This is a genomic window from Colwellia piezophila ATCC BAA-637 (genome assembly GCF_000378625.1).
In the GTDB taxonomy this organism is placed as follows: Bacteria; Pseudomonadota; Gammaproteobacteria; order Enterobacterales; family Alteromonadaceae; genus Colwellia; species Colwellia piezophila.
The window spans coordinates 15,973-33,833 of record NZ_KB905174.1 but is presented as its reverse complement, the minus strand read 5'-3'; the positions used below and the strand labels follow the sequence as shown (position 1 = coordinate 33,833).

Annotated in this window: 13 protein-coding genes; 10 read left to right on the top strand and 3 right to left on the bottom strand. The window is 38.8% G+C overall.

Going from position 1 to position 17,861, the window contains the following annotated elements:
- Positions 1–129: 129 nt before the first annotated feature.
- From F580_RS0120480 to F580_RS0120455, 6 genes are all read left to right on the top strand, one after another.
- A complete protein-coding gene (locus F580_RS0120480) occupies positions 130–975 on the top strand; it encodes an SIS domain-containing protein (protein WP_019029631.1) in 846 nt (281 codons plus the stop codon).
- A 312-nt stretch (positions 976–1,287) separates the two neighbouring features.
- Complete coding sequence (locus F580_RS0120475) at positions 1,288–3,147, top strand: glycoside hydrolase family 3 N-terminal domain-containing protein (protein ID WP_019029630.1); 1,860 nt, start codon at positions 1,288–1,290, stop codon at positions 3,145–3,147.
- Between the two features lie 1,167 nt (positions 3,148–4,314).
- Positions 4,315–5,967, top strand: coding sequence for an SUMF1/EgtB/PvdO family nonheme iron enzyme (locus F580_RS25725; RefSeq protein ID WP_019029629.1), 1,653 nt, complete (start codon positions 4,315–4,317; stop codon positions 5,965–5,967).
- Positions 5,968–6,600: 633 nt separating this feature from the next.
- Complete coding sequence (locus F580_RS0120465; RefSeq protein ID WP_019029628.1) at positions 6,601–7,266, top strand: YceH family protein; 666 nt, start codon at positions 6,601–6,603, stop codon at positions 7,264–7,266.
- Positions 7,267–7,612: 346 nt separating this feature from the next.
- Positions 7,613–8,536: a mechanosensitive ion channel family protein gene (locus F580_RS0120460; protein WP_019029627.1), complete on the top strand. Its 924-nt coding sequence runs from the start codon at positions 7,613–7,615 to the stop codon at positions 8,534–8,536.
- A 207-nt stretch (positions 8,537–8,743) separates the two neighbouring features.
- Entirely contained in the window at positions 8,744–9,754 is a 1,011-nt protein-coding gene (locus F580_RS0120455) for a Gfo/Idh/MocA family protein (protein ID WP_019029626.1), read from the top strand.
- Positions 9,755–10,022: 268 nt separating this feature from the next.
- Here the strand turns inward: F580_RS0120455 and F580_RS0120450 are convergent, their stop codons facing one another.
- Positions 10,023–10,640: a helix-turn-helix transcriptional regulator gene (locus tag F580_RS0120450; protein ID WP_019029625.1), complete on the bottom strand. Its 618-nt coding sequence runs from the start codon at positions 10,638–10,640 to the stop codon at positions 10,023–10,025.
- 192 nt (positions 10,641–10,832) lie between these two features.
- Between F580_RS0120450 and F580_RS0120445 the strand changes: the two genes are divergently transcribed.
- The 4 genes from F580_RS0120445 to F580_RS0120420 all read left to right on the top strand — a co-directional run bounded on the left by F580_RS0120445 (position 10,833) and on the right by F580_RS0120420 (position 15,112).
- On the top strand, positions 10,833–11,465 hold the full coding sequence (locus tag F580_RS0120445) for an NAD(P)H-dependent oxidoreductase (protein WP_019029624.1): 633 nt from the start codon (positions 10,833–10,835) through the stop codon (positions 11,463–11,465).
- A gap of 38 nt (positions 11,466–11,503) precedes the next feature.
- The gene (locus F580_RS0120440; protein WP_019029623.1) at positions 11,504–11,902 is read left to right on the top strand and encodes a VOC family protein; all 399 of its coding nucleotides are present in this window, start codon (positions 11,504–11,506) and stop codon (positions 11,900–11,902) included.
- Positions 11,903–11,954: 52 nt separating this feature from the next.
- Positions 11,955–12,371 (top strand): VOC family protein, encoded by a 417-nt coding sequence (locus F580_RS0120435; protein ID WP_019029622.1) that lies wholly within the window; start codon positions 11,955–11,957, stop codon positions 12,369–12,371.
- Between the two features lie 566 nt (positions 12,372–12,937).
- The gene (locus tag F580_RS0120420; RefSeq protein WP_019029619.1) at positions 12,938–15,112 is read left to right on the top strand and encodes a prolyl oligopeptidase family serine peptidase; all 2,175 of its coding nucleotides are present in this window, start codon (positions 12,938–12,940) and stop codon (positions 15,110–15,112) included.
- A 345-nt stretch (positions 15,113–15,457) separates the two neighbouring features.
- Here the strand turns inward: F580_RS0120420 and F580_RS0120410 are convergent, their stop codons facing one another.
- Positions 15,458–15,925 carry a thermonuclease family protein gene (locus F580_RS0120410; RefSeq protein ID WP_019029617.1) on the bottom strand — a complete coding sequence of 156 codons (468 nt, stop codon included), beginning with the start codon at positions 15,923–15,925 and terminating at the stop codon, positions 15,458–15,460.
- 79 nt (positions 15,926–16,004) lie between these two features.
- Positions 16,005–17,801: a DNA helicase RecQ gene (recQ, locus tag F580_RS0120405; protein ID WP_019029616.1), complete on the bottom strand. Its 1,797-nt coding sequence runs from the start codon at positions 17,799–17,801 to the stop codon at positions 16,005–16,007.
- Between the last annotated feature and the right edge of the window lie 60 nt (positions 17,802–17,861).

Sequence of the window (17,861 nt, the reverse complement as noted above, 5' to 3'; positions counted from 1 at the left end):
TGATTAAATAATAGCCGACAGAGCTTTAGTCAAAACAAAGTGATATCTCACTAATCGTCGTTGAATTTTTTATTCATAAAAGTTAAAGTTAGTGAGAATAATAATTAATTTGAAGTTAACAGAATCATTATGACTACATTTGTAAAAATCAAAGCGCTGTATAAATCTTTATCACTCAATGAAAAAAAATTAGCAGACTATACCCTCAACTTCGCTGCTGATATCCGTCAACTTTCTTCACAAGGGCTTGCTGATGCGGTATCAGTCAGTCAGTCGAGTGTGGTCAAGTTTACGCAAAAACTAGGCTATAAAGGTTACCCTACTTTTAAGTTAGCGATTATCGATGCGTTAAATGACGAAGATAGTGCAACTCAGATCCATGGCGAAATCACTTTAACGGACGATATTTATGCACTTTCAGAAAAGTTATATTTAAGCAAAGTTTCTGTACTCGCCGAAACTAAAAGTATTAATGGCGCGGAATTTTTTAATAAGGCGCTGCAGTTAATAGATAAGGCTAAACGCATCTTAATCAGTGGCGTAGGTGGTTCAGCGTTGGTATGTAAAGATTTCAGTTATAAATTACAAAAAATAGGCCTATTTTGCATTGCAGACCATGATACCCATGTACAATTGGCCAATGTCGCAAATTTTACCAAAGAAGATCTGGTCTTTGTTATTAGTGAATCGGGCGAAACCCATGAGGTAAAAGAGATATGTTTACAGGCTAAAAAAAATAAATGTAAAATTATCTCGCTAACCAAGTATGGCGATAATCCCGTTTCTATTCATGCCGATGTCAGACTTTTCTCAGTCGCAGAACGAGATTCTGTTCGTTTATCTTCTATTTTGGCAAGGACCTCTCAAGAATATGTGATTGATATGTTATTTATAGCCTTAACTCAGGGCTCTGCTGAAAAACGCAAGTTATTAGAAAAAACGAATGCCGCTGTTGCCAAACTTAAACAAAGATAGAAAAAGTGCATGAATATAGCAGGCTTAAAAAACTAACAGTGACGTGTTAGTTTTTTTTATTCATGGTGGAATAATTAATTTAATATAATGCAATCTGGTGAATTATTTATTATTATACCGTCAACTGCTGAGTAAATAAACCTCTTAAGAAAGGCGCTATCAAGTTTTTGCTCATGCTCATGAACATACTCAATATACGGGATCAATACAGAGACTAAGTAAACGAATTCAGTAATTATTAACTAATATTCACCTCATTCATCTTATTCAGTTCCGATGAAGAATAGCCAACTATGGCCTATAGGAAAATCTATGAAAATAAAATCAATTCGTTCTGCCATATTAGCCGCAGGACTGACAATGTTAACAACGGCTTGTAGTCAAACAAGCATTGAAGAAAAAAAACTTAGAACTGAAATAGCACAAAAAATCATGATTGATATACGCTATTACTGTGAAGAAGAAACCAGTGAAGTCTATTGCCGAACACCGCTGACGCAACTTCCTGAATCTATAGCGAAGGTCATTAGTAACAGTAATATTGGCGGTATAATCTTATTTTCCGATAACTTAGTCAGTACTGAACAAACGATAAAACTCAATTATGATTTACAACAGGCGGCGGCAAGATCCGATTTTAGCTCGCCTTTGCTTATTTCCATCGATCAGGAAGGTGGACGAGTATTTAGGACCTCAAGGGCCGAAACCATCGCTTTTACCGGCAATATGTCTATCGGAGCAACTTACCAAAAACACGGCAGTTATTATGCGCGAGAAAGTGCACGGGTGATTGGTAGCGAATTAAATGCACTTGGCATTAATGTAAATCATGCGCCAACAGTTGATGTCAATGCTAACCCAAAAAACCCGGTTATTAATGTGCGTTCATTTGGCGAAGATCCTGAGATTGTTGCCGAGTTAGGGCAAGTACAATTAGCCGCATTCCAGCAACAGGGTATTATAGGTACACTAAAACATTTCCCTGGTCATGGTGATACGGCCACGGATAGTCATACCGGTTTGCCTCAGGTAAACCATGATATTGACACTATTTATAGCATGGATATCGGCCCGTTTAAGCAAATTATAAAAAACCAACCCCCGGGCATGATCATGACGGCTCATATTCAATATCCAACATTAGATAACAGTACCTTTATTTCAATCGACGGCAAAGAAATGATCAAACCGGCGACTATGTCACGGACGATACTTACCGACATTTTACGCGATGAATTGGCTTTTGAAGGTGTTGTTATTACCGATGCTATGGATATGGCTGGCATTCGACATTTTTTTACTGAGCATGATGCGGTTATAAATAGCTTTAAGGCCGGCGCTGATATTGCCTTGATGCCAATTAAAATTCGTACACCAAAAGATTTGAATAACTTATCTGACTTGATTGACTCAATTGTTGCAGCGGTAAATTCGGGAGAGCTAAAGCGTGCAGAAATATCTCGTTCATTTGAGCGCATACAAAAATTAAAAACTGACTACAAATTAAATCAGGCTTTCAGTAAAGATCTAGGCCAAGAAATAGCGAAAGCAAAAAATATTTTAGCAACACCTGAGAATAAAGCGATAGAAAGACAACTGGCCGAAGATGCACTGACACTGGTCAGTCAAAAGCGCAAAATTTTACCAATAAATGCCAATGAAAGCATTCATTTGCTCATGCCAGATAAAACTAAGTGTTTAGCGCTAGTCAGTGCTATAAAAACTGAATTAGGCGCTAATCACGCAGTCAGCTGTACCAGTATGCAAAGTTATAATGCCCTTGAGACGCAAAAAGCGATAACTAAAGCGGATGTAATACTTGGCGCACATATAGCCCCGCGCCAAAGCGCTGCTGAAATGGGTGGCATGGATGACTTAGTCAGTAATAATCAATTGAGTAAAGATATTATTGGTCCGGAAGTTGTCTATGATTTGCTTGCGCAAGGAAAAAAGCTCAACAAAAAGGTTATTTTTGTTAGTTTAAGAACACCTTATGAAATAGCAGAATTTAGCCAAGTTGCTGATGTATCATTAGCAACCTATGCCTACAATACCCATAGAAATCCTGAAACCGGCAATTTTGACAGCCCGGCGTTAAGCGCTTTAGCTAAAGTGATTACTGGTAAAATTATCGCGAAAGGCAGTTTACCGGTGACCGTTAAAAAATTGTAATAGAAATTTGCTTCTTTAACTTAATAAATATTGACCCTTTAGGTTAAAAGCAAGGTTATATTGATAGGTCATGTTTCTTGGGCATTATTGATTCATGTAAGTCTTTTATGTATATCCTTCTATATAAGCTGACTTATGTGATCGGGTTCTATTTTAAAATAAATACATTAATTATCAAATATTTAATTTTTCTTTTAAAGCACCTGTTTAAAATTGAAAAGACACCATTTAGGTGATACTACTATAATCTTTCTGTGCCGATTTGAGGGCGGCCAACCAGGTGAAAGGTAGATTGTCCTATATCGATTCCAAGAATGTGAATAGTAGACATGATGATTCTCCTCATTTATTAATCTGCTCTAAGTGTAGATTAGGGGAGGCGGACCATCTTATTAGCAAGATAGAAATAATGTACTTATGTCTATTCACGATGAAAAGTAGAACGCCTGTTAACGTTAATCATTATTAACATCAGCTGAAGCAAGGCTATTAGACTCGAAGTCATCTTTTTATTCTACAGTATGGTAATAGTGGTAGTTGCTACTCTCTTGCTCAGGTGGCGTTAACTAGATAGATAAATGCTGCTAACGTCAGCTATCCTTGAAGATAGTCGACATAAGAGTAGAGGTATTGTTCTAATAATTAAGAACGCTTTGCGGCTTGAGCCAAGCCCATTGATGTATGTTTATTATTGAAAACCTGCTTGTTAGCTGTAAGAAGACCTAAAGAGCAGTAGATGACTAATGTATTCATATACACCGAACGTATATTAGTCTCACCCTCTCCAAGTGGTTACTGAATAGGTTACTAATCAACAAATATAAATCAACAAATCACCTACAAGCCCTTTAAATAAATAAGACTTGCTTACCACTCAAGATTCAGATTGCGAATATTGAATAAAAAAACCTTAATTTCAACCTAAAAAACCGCTACTTGGCGGTTTTTTTATAAGTATTAATAAGCGAATCTTCTACCATTATTGATCTAATAAGTACTCGAACCATTCACTATTTACAAAAATATAAAAACAATGAAATAGATTTATCAATTAAATTCAACGCGTTGAATCTATAATAAATCTATCACAGTAGATTATAGAGTTTTTATAAGACCTACTGCTACTTAATTCCTTATGGTGCTAGCACTTTTACATAGGGACTATTTATGACAAAAACTATTGCACTGAATTCACTCACTTTGGCTATCTTCACTATGGCTATTTCACCATCAACCGTAATGGCAACAAACTCATCTTTTATAGAGCCGCCTATGGTAAGTATCCCTGCAGGAAGTTTTTACATGGGTAGTGATCGTGGTCAAGAAAATGAAAGGCCCGTGCGGAAAGTCTCAGTACCCGCATTTCAAATGGGGAAATATGAAGTAACCGTTGCCGAGTTTAAAAAGTTTATTGCTGATACAGGTTATGAAATGCCTAATAACTGTTATCAATATGTCTTAGGTGGTCCGAACCAAGAATTAGCGAGCTGGAACGATACAATTTATAACTTTAGCGATAATCACCCTGTAGTATGTTTACCTCAAAAAGCAGCTGCCGATTACGCTAAGTGGTTATCAAAAAAAACCGGTAACGATTATCGACTTCCAACAGAAGCTCAATGGGAATACACCTTAAGAGCTGGTACAGCAACACGTCACTTTTATGGTGAAGAACGTGATTCAGGAAAATCATGCCAGTACGCCAATATCTCTGATTGGTATGCCGCGGATATGTCCGCAAAAATATTTACGGGTGCCAGCGTACGTGATATTGAGAGTTGCAGTGATAACGAGGCAACATTAGCAACGGTTGGTTTATATCAGGCAAACCCCTTTGGTGTACACGATATGATTGGCAATGTAATGGAGTATTTAGCCGATTGTTATGTAGATAATTATAACGATGCGCCAACCGATGGTAGTGCTGTAACCACAACAGATTGTAATACCCATGTAGTTCGAGGTGGGAGCTGGCACTGGTACCCATGGCATTCAAGCGAGCGTAGCAGCATTGGTAGCGACTTTTTAGGTGCTCTAGAAGGATTTAGATTAGTCCTTGATACTGGTGGTAAAGTATTACCTTCACAGACCGGTAGTAAAAAGTTTGTAAAGCAATTACGCATTGCTCAAAATAAAATCAAAGCACAACACAAACAAAATGCAGCCTACCCTAACAAGCCTAGTGGCTTAAAAGTAATATCGGCCAATAAAAACCAAGTGACCTTAAGCTGGAACAATAGCAATGAGAAAATTCTATCCGGTTATAAAGTTTATCGCCAAGATCCAATAACCAATGAAAAGGTAACTCTTGCTAATAATATTGATAAAGCTAGCTTCGTAGATAACTCCCCCTTAACTCACAATGCGAGATATTCAGTCGTTGCTTTAAACGGGAAAACTGAAAGCCAAAGCAGCGATATTATTGATAGTGCTTTTACTACGTTGCATAACTTGCCAGTAAAAATTCAGGGGGAAGCGTTTATTTACGCTAACAATGCGCAAGTGAGAGACTCAGTACAAGAGCCCAAGCATGACAAGGTATTTGCGTCTTTAGGTGAAAGTGAAGCAGCATATCAAATACAAGTAGCCAATAGCGGTACCTTTACCATTGATGCTAGGGTTTATCATGCTGGTGATGAACAAGAGTTTGAACTTTGGTTGGGCGACCAAAAAGTAGCAACGCCATCAGTATCCGGAGACAGCGGTTGGAAAACGGTTACTAACATTACTATCCAACTACCTCAAGGCAATCATACCTTGATAGTCAAAGGCAAAAAACCTATGTTTGCGGTAAATTGGCTTGATGTAAAAGCTATTTAAATTAGCCTACAAACTAAAAAAAGAAAGGGAATTAACCTTATTAACGACTATATCTCCCTTTCTTTTTCATCAAATCAACAAATAAATCCGTCAGAAGCGGGATACTCTAGGGTCTGTTGATCTTTCGAGATTACTTTTACAGCAACATGTTTGATATTTAGGCAGGGCAGAGCAGAGCATGTGAAGTGGTGTGGCTACATGAACATGCGATAACGCCGTATAAATTTCAAACAAGTGCTGCCCTTTGGGTTCATTTAAAGCGAACTTACTCCTTGTTGCTCGCTTATTTAATAGAATAACTATGATACAAAGCTTGCGCCGCGATTAAGCCCGTTTTAAATTGAATAAATTTTAACCCTGAAAGATCAACAGACCCTAGTATTATTTCCCCTTTCAATAAAAGTATAAAGTCATACTTATTTGCGATTATCGGCTAACCTACCACTTAATATCCATACGAATTAACACAGCATAATTTTATTTTTATCGTTAGGTCTCAAATATGAATATTCAGTACATAACTTACCGAAGACCACTGCTATCAAAAAGCCAATTAAATCACCGAATAACATAGTAATAGCTTATATAGCTTGCTATAACATCACTAGTTACTTCTACTAGGATGCCTTCTCGATGATCACTCTTTCCCCTGAGCAATGCCGCGTTATCGGCGTAATGTTAGAAAAAGAAACCACCACACCCGAGCAATACCCTCTGTCGTTAAACGCTATTACGACTGCCTGCAATCAAAAAAGTAACCGTGAACCGGTAATGTCATTATCAGACAGTGACGTACAAAACTTGGTAGATGAACTGGTACAAATGAATCAGTTAATGGTCGACCAAAAAGCCTCGGGCCGAGTGAATAAATATTTTCATCGTTTTTGCGATACTGAATTTGGTAATTTGAAGTTTACCCCCCAACAAAGAGCTATTATTTGCGTGCTCTTTCTTCGCGGACCACAAACGCCAGGCGAATTACGCACCCGCAGCAATCGCTTGGCTGACTTTGCTGATGTCAGTGAAGTTGAATCGTGCTTAATGCAATTACAGGACTTAAACGGCAAAACATTAGTAAGAAAGCTCGAACGTGAGCCTGGAAAACGCGAATCTCGTTACCTACATTTACTTAGTGATGTTGATGAGACTAGTTTTGCTCAGCCAATGGTAACTCACACTGTGATAACGCCGGCATCTGATGAACCGCACCTCGCCCAAAGAGTGACTGATTTAGAGCAACAAGTTACAACACTTACTGAGAAAATAGCCGGTTTAACAGCATTACTTAATGAGCGTTAACCATTCAGCAAACAATCACTAAATGATAACCGAAAATCATTGAGCACTAGCTGATGTTACAAAACCTGATTTAGCTAGTGCCGGTGAAGCATAAAGCCTGTGTATTTTAGGCAGAAAAGTATAAAGCAACCAAAAACAATATCCCTTTACCGAACATAGCTTTATGGCTAACAACTTACTGCTACTAAGTTTATTATTATGTTCATTGTCTACCTTTGCAGTACAGAGCAATGCAACCAAGCTCGCTTTTAGTGATCGGCGGCTGTTCCGGATGCAACTAGGTTATCGCTTTTAGCAGACACCCCTTAAAATTCAATAACTTTGTTATCTATTAATGGAAGATAAAATGTCAGAGACTGTTAAAAATAATACAGAAACCCTCGCCAGCACCTTAACGCAAAAAGCCCAAGAAGCCGCCGAGATGCCCGCTGAATTATTACGCACTGAAATAGAGCAAGTTTCACATATATATCAAGTAGTCATTACTTTTTTTACCAACTATAGCTTCCAGCTTGTTGGCGCTTTGCTTATCTTGTTATTGGGCTATTATATTGCCGGAAAAGTGGCTAAAGGCATACTTAGTCTCTGTAAAAAGCAACAACTCGATATAACCTTAAGTCACTTTATCGCCAGCACCAGTAAAATGGTGGTCATGGTGATGATAACCATTATGGCGTTAAGTAAAGTGGGTATAAGTGTCACGCCATTTATCGCAGCCATAGGTGCTATGGCATTAGGTGCCGGTTTGGCTGTACAAGGTTTATTAGCCAACTATGCTGCCGGTTTTAATATTATTATTGTCCGCCCTTTTGTTGTTGGCGATACCATTGAAGTGTTAGGCGTAACGGGGGTTGTTAAAGAAGTGCTCTTGGCTTTTACCATTATTGAAGACGAGAATGGCGCTAAGATCACCATCCCTAATAAGCATATTGTTGGTGAAGTGGTACTTAATTCAAAAAAAGATACCTTACTGAAGCTCTCCGTTGGCATCTCCTATCAAGATAACCCCATCGATGTTGTTGCATTGGTTGAGCGCACTTTGGCGCAGCTTGATATTTATACCGACGAAGTACGTATGCAAGTAGGTATTGATGACTTTGCTGATAGTGCTATCACCATTGGCATAAGACTCTGGATACCGACGACAAACTTATACACGGCAAAATACAGTGCTTATAAAGCGATATATTTAGCGTTTGAACAAGACAACGTGACCATTCCTTTCCCACAACAAGATATACATATTATTGAAGCCAAGAAATCGGCATAACGTTAAAGAATAGCTAAATACCGCGACTGAGTGAAGACCTAGCGCTCTATATTTAGATCCAGAATATCGAACCTGCATATAGAGCCAACACTGAGCAGAATATCGTTAAGCGACCTTGTCAATAAAAATCAAGGTACTTGATAGACTCTTCAACCACTGCATGTAATAATTTTTAGCCCTAAATATATTTTTTAAGGCTGCTTTAACATGACTAATTTTGCCGTTATCGGTACCAGTAAAATCACTGACGCTTTTATTGAGGCTGCAAGGCAAGATCCTCGCTTTAACTTAGTGGCAGTTTATTCTCGCCATCAAACAACGGCACAAGCTTTTGCCAATAAGCATAACATTGAACATTGTTTTACTGATTTAGCCTTATTAGCAGACAGCAGCCTTATTGATGCCGTATATATCGCCTCACCCAACAACTTTCACGCACAGCAAAGTATTACCATGCTTAATGGCGGTAAACATGTACTCTGTGAAAAACCAGTGGCAATTAACTGTGCTGAGCTTGCGCAAATGGTTGCCGCCGCTAAAGCAAACAAGGTTGCTTTTATGGAAGCAATGCTGGTAACTTTTCTGCCTAACTATCAGCAAATAAAAAAACAGTTAAAAGCACTTGGTAACATACGAAAATATAGCGCATCATTTTGCCAATTTTCATCTAGGTATCCTGCTTATTTACGGGGTGAAAATCCAAATACCTTTAATTTAAATTTTGGCAATGGTGCTTTAATGGATATCGGTATTTACCCCTTATATTTGGCAATAGATTTATTCGGTTTTCCGGCAGAGATCATAGGCCAAAGTTATAAATTACCAACCGGGGTTGATGGTTATGGCGATCTATTATTGAATTACAATGTGCCAGAGACAGATAATAACCAGGCCTCTTTACAAGTACATATAAGTTACTCAAAACTAAGTAATGGCAGCAATGTTTGCGAAATCCAGGGCGAAAATGGTTACTTAATGTGGCAGCACTCATCATTGTTCAATGAAGTTTCTTTGCATTTAAATAACGGTAGTAGCCAAACGTTAACAGTAGCGCAAACTGATAATAGAATGACTTACGAACTTAGCCATTTTATCGATTTAATAGAAAGTGGTAACCATGAATCTTCGGTGAATAGCTGGCAGCTGTCGAAGCAGGTATTAACTGTGATAGAACAAGCAAGAAAACAGCAAGGTATTATTTACCCTGCAGATAAATAAGTAGAAAATTAACAGCGTGGTGTTAACTTAATAACCTGAATTATGGATAAGCAGCACTTGCTCAATATTCCCCTTTATCCGGTTCTCAGCGTTAAAACGTCGATAAATAACCAGTTATTCATAAACGTTTTGCCTTGATAACCGAATAAATTGAAACATTGATAGAGTATATAGCCACTAAGTTTTCATTTATCGCCACCTAAGCCATTGTTTTTACATAAATATCAAGAACTCATCATCCAGAGTTCAGGTTAAATAAGTGCCTACGTTAAGTGGGCGTTACTTTATAAGCACAGCGTCTTGCTCCGTCAATGATATGTTCTTCACGACTCACCTCGGCAACTTCACTCATTAAGGTTTGAAACATGGTTAATTCTGAGCGGCAGAAACTTAAACACTTAGTCGCAGCAGCACAAATAGGACAATGGTTTTCCATTAACCAATAAATACCGTCATGCTGCTCTACTGTCGCCATATAACCTTCATCACTACGAAGTTTAGCCAATGTTTGCAACTTCTCTGCCACGCCAAAGCGATCAGCAAGAGCTAAGCTATAGTTTGCCATTGCAGTTTCTTCTCGATGGCTGATCAACTTTTCCATACCGTCATCGCCAAATAAAGTGATCACAGAGTCCAATAACTGCACGGTTAATTCATCATGGCGATCGGCAAAGCGGCTATTACCTTTATCTGTTAACGACCAATATCGAGTCGGCCTACCACGAGTAGCCTTTTCATCTTTAAAGGTCACTTCGCCAGAGTCTTCTAACCCTTGTACATGTTGACGAACGCCCATGGTGGTAAGACCCAACTCACTTGCTAATATCTTTGCCGTTAAAGGCCCTTGGGTCTTTAACAACTGAATTATTTTTTCATGAGTCTTCATCAGATCTCCGTGGGAAGAGTTAGCTATAACGCTATTATTACCTATTTTTAGCACAAATTCACCGCTTAGCACAAAGTTTAGTAAAGTTTTTTATTTATATTATGCTTGATCTTCTTTAGTAAAGGGTTTACCTTATTAAACAAATGAAAAGCTTTACTTAATAAATGAAAAAGTGACAAAGAAGGAATTGTGATGAATTTAGTTATTATCAGTGCCAGTCAACGCACACAATCTCAGAGCGTTAAAGTTGCTAAATACCTAGCAGAAAATAGTAATCAATTTAGTGATATTAGCCATATCGAATTATGTAAACAACGATTACCACTGTGGGATGGCGAAGCGAGTAGCAAACAACAAACAGATAGTGATTGGCAAAAGATTAATAACCAATTACAAACCATGGATGCCTTGATAGTGATTACCCCAGAATGGGGCGGCACAGCTTCACCGTTATTGAAAAACTTATTGATGATGGCGCAAGCGGAAGATATCGGTCATAAGCCAGTATTATTGGTGTCTGTGGTTAATGGTATTAGTGGCGCATACCCTATAGCTGAATTACGGATGAATGCTTTTTCGAATAACAAACTGATTGCTATTCCCGATCACCTAATCATTAGAAACGTTGAAGAGATTCTCAATACCATGAATGGGCCAAGCCAACAAGAAGATGAGACGTTAGCCCGTCGAGATAACAGCATCCGTCATCGTATTGGTTACAGCTTACATACACTTTTTCACTACGGCCAAGCAATGAAGACATTACGCGATAGTTTACAAAGCGCCACTTATCATAATGAACACTTATATCCGTACGGCATGTAGATTAATCCTCAACTAACACGTGAAAAAAAGGAATATTTATGAATTTAAATCAAGTTACCCTACCAGTAAGAGAGATGGAAATTAGCACTGATTTCTACCGTCGTTTAGGTTTTTTACAAATTGTTGATACACCACATTATGCACGCTTTGCCTGCCCCGATGACGGCGCAACTTTTTCATTAAGTCTTGAAGCTGAACTGCCTGAAAATAATACCCATGGTGCCATCATCTATTTTGAACATCAGCAACTTGATGACTGGGTGAAAGAAATTCAGCTAAGAGGCATTGAGTTAGCGCAATTACCCACCGAGCAGTCTTATTTATGGCGCGAAGCAATAGTATTTGACCCTAGTGGCAACAAAATAAAACTCTATTGGGCCGGAGAGAACCGTTTAAATCCGCCTTGGCGAGTTGAGAAAAAGTATCACCGAAAGTAGAGCTACACTTATTAAAAATATAGACCTAAAAAATAGGTAAAGGAGAGCAATTATGATTACTTTAGAGCATATAAATTTAGTCGTTAGCGACATTGAGAAGAGTTTACGATTTTACCAAGCCGCTTTTCCTCACTGGCACGTCCGTGGCGGGGATAAAGGTGAATGGTCGGGTAAACCAAGAAATTGGTTACATTTTGGTGATGATTATCAATATATCGCTTTGGCCGATAATGGTGTTGGTGACAATAGGGATTTAACTGGCCACCAAGTCGGTTTAGCACACTTTGCCTATGTCACTAGTGATTTGAAAGGCACCATAGCGCGTATAACACAGGCTGGTTTCCCTATTCATAAAGATGGTACACCTGATGAATATAGAGAGAATATCTATTTTCTTGATGCCGACGGTTATGAAGTTGAGTTTGTGCAATACCATACTGACGTTCCTGAGCTCAGAAATCGTTATTAATAGCTATAAACCGTATTAAGGCTATATTGGTGAAAATTAGATAACTTTATAGTCTTCATCAATATAGCTAAAACTTAACCGCCTATGTAAACATTACAACAAGTTAAGGCTACTCATAATTAAGTTTCAATAGTTAGTTATGTTTCTCTTTCTCAGGCTGTGCCACGTTAGCCATGTCGATAATAGGCGTTCTAGCCAAAAAAAATACCGCACAAGTCATTAATTTTAATCAAAAAATACCGCCAACATCAGTGGAAATCTTAGTCAATAAACTGTACTGGAAACTGAGAACTTGCCACCGCTGCGTCAACAAGGTTGTTTTCCGCGATTAAATAAGTGCCAATCCACTTAACAAGCCCAGACTCAAGCCAGCTTGTGCTATCAAATAACTTTGTAACCCTCTGTAACAAAATACTGCCGCTTGCTTCATAGATCAATGAAGCAAGCCATAGTCTTGCTTTATACTCTTCTGCTACACTGCCAAACGATTTGTAAAATAAATGTCAATATCCATAGTAAGCTCCATGCCTGATGGATAAATTAATTTACCACTTAGTGAGACTAACATGAACAAACAAAGCCTTTTTATGACCAGTGTTTTGGTCACTAGCGTATTAGCCGGTTGTACTGGCAATAGCGTTGAAAAATCAGCTAATACTGATGTTTTAGCTAAAACACAAATGCAGAAAGTTAGCTATCCTGTCACTCAAAAAGGTGATGTGGTTGATAATTATTTTGGTAATGATGTTGCTGACCCGTACCGTTGGTTAGAAGATGACCGTAGCGAAGAAACTGCCGCTTGGGTAAAAGCAGAAAATAAAGTCACTTTTGATTACTTGGCACAAATTCCTTACCGCGACCAACTAAAGTCTCGCTTAGCTGAGTTATGGAACTATGAAAAAGTTGGCGCGCCTTTTAAAGAAGGTAACTACACCTACTTTTATAAAAATAACGGCCTACAAAACCAATATGTTGTTTATCGTCAAAAAGACGGTGGCGAAGCTGAAGTATTTTTAGACCCAAACACTTTCAGTGAAGATGGCACTACCTCAATGGGGCAGCTGAGCTTCTCAAAAGATGGTTCAATTGCCGCATATGCAATTTCTGAAGGTGGTAGTGACTGGCGTAAAATCATCATCATTGATGTAGAAACAAAAGAGGTCTTAGAAGCGCCCTTAGTGGATGTTAAATTCTCAGGTATCTCTTGGTTTAAAAATGAAGGATTTTACTACTCAAGTTATGACAAACCAAAAGGCAGTGAGTTATCAGCTAAGACCGATCAACATAAACTTTATTACCATGCTTTAGGTCAGCCGCAAAAAGATGACAAAATAATTTTTGGCGATACCGCTGAACAAAAACGTCGTTACGTTGGTGGTACTGTCACTGAAGATAACCGCTTCTTACTTATCTCTGGTGCCATTTCGACCTCAGGCAATGATCTTTACTTAAAAGATTTAACCAAGCCAAATAGCCCATTAGTGACGATTACCGATAATTTCGATGCTGATAGTTACGTTATTGAAAATGAAGGTGACAAGTTATTCTTAGTAACTAACTTAAATGCACCGAATAAGAAAATTGTTACGGTAAATGCTAAAAAACCGGCAAGTGACAACTGGACTGACTTTATTGCCGAAACAGAATATGTACTAAGCGCTTCAACAGGTGGTGGCTTCTTCTTTACTGAATACATGGTTGACGCTATTTCAAAAGTTTACCAATATGATTATCAAGGTAAACAAGTGCGCGAAATCAACTTACCAGGTGTTGGTAGCTCTTCAGCCTTATCTGGTGATAAAGACGAAAACACTTTATATTATTCATTCAGTAACTACAAAACGCCAGGCACTATCTATAGCTACAACATAGATAATGGTAACAGCGATGTTTACCGTAAGTCTGGCGCTAAATTTGATAGTGCAGCTTATGAGTCAAAGCAAGTATTCTACCCTTCAAAAGATGGCACCAAAGTACCTATGATCATTACCTATAAAAAAGGTATTGAGTTGAATGGTAAGAACCCAACTATTTTATATGGTTACGGTGGTTTCAATATTAGCTTAACACCAAGATTTAGTGTCTCTCGTGCAGTTTGGTTAGAGCAAGGCGGTATTTATGCGGTTGCCAACTTACGTGGCGGCGGTGAATACGGTAAAGATTGGCATAAAGCCGGTACACAGTTAGATAAACAAAATGTTTTTGACGACTTTATTGCTGCAGGTGAGTACTTAATCAAACAAGATTATACCTCGAGTGATTACTTAGCGATAAACGGTGGCTCAAATGGCGGTTTATTAGTCGGTGCGGTAATGACACAGCGTCCTGACCTAATGAAAGTAGCCTTACCTGCCGTGGGTGTATTAGATATGCTTAGATACCATACCTTCACTTCTGGTGCAGGTTGGGCCTATGATTACGGTACGGCTGAGCAAAGTGAAGAGATGTTCAAATATCTACACGCATACTCACCAGTGCACAATGTGAAAGCGGGCGTTAGTTACCCTGCCACTATGGTAACCACTGGCGATCATGATGACCGTGTAGTGCCAGCACATTCTTTTAAGTTTGCTGCTGAGTTACAAGCCAAACAGGCAGGTAATGCGCCAATGTTAATCCGCATTGAAACTAATGCCGGTCATGGTGCAGGTACGCCAGTATCTAAAACTATCGAGCAATACGCCGATATCTACGCCTTTACCTTGTTCAACATGGGCTTTACTTCATTACCTAAGTCATGAGATTTAAAGGTTAACTAACTTTTAGTTAACCTTTATCTTAAATGGCTAAAGCTGATCTCGATCAAGTACCTGAGTAAGTCACTCAGGTACTATCCCAACAAGACTAATTGAACTGGAGTAAATTATGGGTTGTTGCGGTGGTTGTGGTGGCGAAGGCCATGAGGATAAAAAAGAGCAAGAAAAAGCTCAAGCTAACGAAAAATCAGCTGAGCAGACTGAAGCAGCTGAGCAAGAATAGTTTTCTTATTTGTTCTAGCCTAGCTCAGTTTTTCAATACTAAAAAAAGCCACTAACTTATTTAAGTTCAGTGGCTTTTTTGTCTGCGTTTACTCATAACAGTTATTACTAACTACACCAATTAATTTTTGTTTTTCCTTGGTATTCAACCGCATGATTATTTTTTATTAACTGTTCAGCTAAGTTCACTCCATCAACATAAACATCGGCAATTAAGCGAAAATATTTACCACGCTTGATATTTTTAAGGGTGATACGTTTAGCCGATCGTAAGTGCTTAACAGTAAATTGCTTGGCCAGTTTTGCTAGCGCTTTCTCTTGAGGGCATTTACCCCGTAATTCTGGGGTGTCTATACCGTTAATTCGAATCGACATATGTTCACCAATAATCGTGGGGAAACCCTCAATATTCGCTCTAAAGGTATCACCATCATAAATACTGGTTACTGCCGCAACGGTGGCATTGCCATAACTATGAGTTTTTGCACTGAGACTAAAAGACTGCACGACAAAAAGAGTAGCCAACAAGATACTCATTACAGGCATGAGTAACGGGGTTAATAACAATTTCTTCATAAATACTACAAATAGGCTAGCTAATTTTTTAGCTGAACTCTTAGATATGTTCCTTGGTTATGCTGCTTAGATATACTGCTTAGTTATGCTCTTTAATTAAAGCCAAAAATGGCTGACCATAACGGGATAGTTTCACTTCCCCGATACCACTGATACTGAGCATTTCCCTTGAGGTTTTCGGTTTTACCCGCGCCAATTCAGATAAGGTGGCATCATTGAAGACAATGAAAGGCGCAATATCTTCGCCATCAGCAATACCTTTGCGTAATTCCCGCAATTTGGCAAATAAAGCGCGATCATAACTTTTTTGTGGGCTTTTTTGTTGCCAGTAACTCGCTTTTTGTAAACGTGGGCTCGCTAGCATCAGTGGCTCTTGCGCTTTTAAGACCACACCTGAAGCTTGCGTTAAACATAAAATGGATTGTTGCTCGATATCTTGTTGCAAATAGCCAAGATGTATTAGCTGACCAATAATAGAGAACCAATAACCAGCCGTTTTGCCCTTGCCTAAACCAAAGGTTGAGACTTTATCATGGCCTAGTTGTTTAATTTTATCAGAAAGTTCGCCGCGTAATACCGCAATGACATGATTAATATCACCTTGTTGCTTAATCCGATAAACACATGACAATACTTTTTGTGCCTCTATGGTGCCATCAAACTGACTTGGAGGATCTAAGCAAATATCGCAATTGCCACAACCTTTTTCAGTATATTCGGCAAAATAATTCAGTACCACCTGTCGGCGACAAGTTTGTGCATCTATAAAAGCATCCATAGCGGCAAAGCGCTGCATTTCAACATTTACTCGCTCAGGGTTGTCGCCCTCACTAATGCGTTTCTTAATACGGGCGACATCTTTCTCATCAACCAAAAATAACGCTTCGGCATCTAAGCCATCGCGGCCAGCACGACCAATTTCTTGATAATAAGACTCTAAGGTACGTGGCGGTTCAAAATGGATAACATACCGCACATTCGGTTTATTAATGCCCAAGCCAAAGGCAACAGTTGCAATGACAATTTGAATATTATCTTTAGTAAAACCCTCTTGTACTATGGTACGGATTTCATTCTCTAAACCAGCATGGTAAGCGGCACAATTAATACCACTCGCGCCTAAATATTTAGCCAGCTTTTCTACTTGCCAACGACTATTGCAATAAATAATGCCGCTGTCTTCACCTCTCTTCCTGATATAACCTAGCAGCTGTTTTTCACCGTTGTATTTCGGTGCTAGGGTAAAACGGATATTAGGTCGGTCAAAGCTATCAAGGTGGATATACGGATTAGGTAACGCTAACTGGTTCAAAATATCTTTACGCGTAGTGACGTCCGCCGTAGCGGTTAGTGCCATTACAGGTACTGTGGGAAAATTTTGCTTTAAACATTGTAGTTTTGTATAAGCCGGCCGAAAATCATGACCCCATTGAGAAATACAATGGGCTTCATCGATCGCAAATAAACTTAATGGTAATTGGCTCAGGCGTTGGAGGAAATAATAATTCGTTAAGCGTTCCGGCGCCACATACAGTAACTTGATTTCACCTCGCTCTAAGCGAGCAAAAATATCATTGATTTCGCTTTGCTCTAGACTCGAATTTATAAACGCCGCTGATATTCCTTGGTGAGTTAAGCCATCGACTTGATCTTTCATCAAAGCAATTAAAGGTGATACAACGATAGTAACCCCTGGCAATAGAATCGCAGGCAATTGATAACACAAAGATTTACCTCCACCAGTAGGCATTAAGACTAGAGAATCTCGCCCTTGCAGTAAGTTATTAATAATCTCTGCTTGCCCGGCACGAAAACTTTCATAGCCAAAATGGTGCTTTAAGGTCTCGAGCAATAAGGCATTATCTTCTGCACTCATTGCTGTGTTGGCTTGTGTGTTAGCTACAGGGGAATTCAAGAAGGTATCGACTAATTTTCT

Coding starts and splice junctions, on each gene's coding strand:
- F580_RS0120445 (WP_019029624.1), top strand. CDS start 10,833: ATGAATTTAGTTATTATCAGTGCCAGTCAACGCACACAATCTCAGAGC.
- F580_RS0120455 (WP_019029626.1), top strand. CDS start 8,744: ATGACTAATTTTGCCGTTATCGGTACCAGTAAAATCACTGACGCTTTT.
- F580_RS0120460 (WP_019029627.1), top strand. CDS start 7,613: ATGTCAGAGACTGTTAAAAATAATACAGAAACCCTCGCCAGCACCTTA.
- F580_RS0120420 (WP_019029619.1), top strand. CDS start 12,938: ATGAACAAACAAAGCCTTTTTATGACCAGTGTTTTGGTCACTAGCGTA.
- F580_RS0120480 (WP_019029631.1), top strand. CDS start 130: ATGACTACATTTGTAAAAATCAAAGCGCTGTATAAATCTTTATCACTC.
- F580_RS25725 (WP_019029629.1), top strand. CDS start 4,315: ATGACAAAAACTATTGCACTGAATTCACTCACTTTGGCTATCTTCACT.
- F580_RS0120410 (WP_019029617.1), bottom strand. CDS start 15,925: ATGAAGAAATTGTTATTAACCCCGTTACTCATGCCTGTAATGAGTATC.
- F580_RS0120465 (WP_019029628.1), top strand. CDS start 6,601: ATGATCACTCTTTCCCCTGAGCAATGCCGCGTTATCGGCGTAATGTTA.
- F580_RS0120450 (WP_019029625.1), bottom strand. CDS start 10,640: ATGAAGACTCATGAAAAAATAATTCAGTTGTTAAAGACCCAAGGGCCT.
- F580_RS0120435 (WP_019029622.1), top strand. CDS start 11,955: ATGATTACTTTAGAGCATATAAATTTAGTCGTTAGCGACATTGAGAAG.
- F580_RS0120475 (WP_019029630.1), top strand. CDS start 1,288: ATGAAAATAAAATCAATTCGTTCTGCCATATTAGCCGCAGGACTGACA.
- recQ (WP_019029616.1), bottom strand. CDS start 17,801: ATGAGTGCAGAAGATAATGCCTTATTGCTCGAGACCTTAAAGCACCAT.
- F580_RS0120440 (WP_019029623.1), top strand. CDS start 11,504: ATGAATTTAAATCAAGTTACCCTACCAGTAAGAGAGATGGAAATTAGC.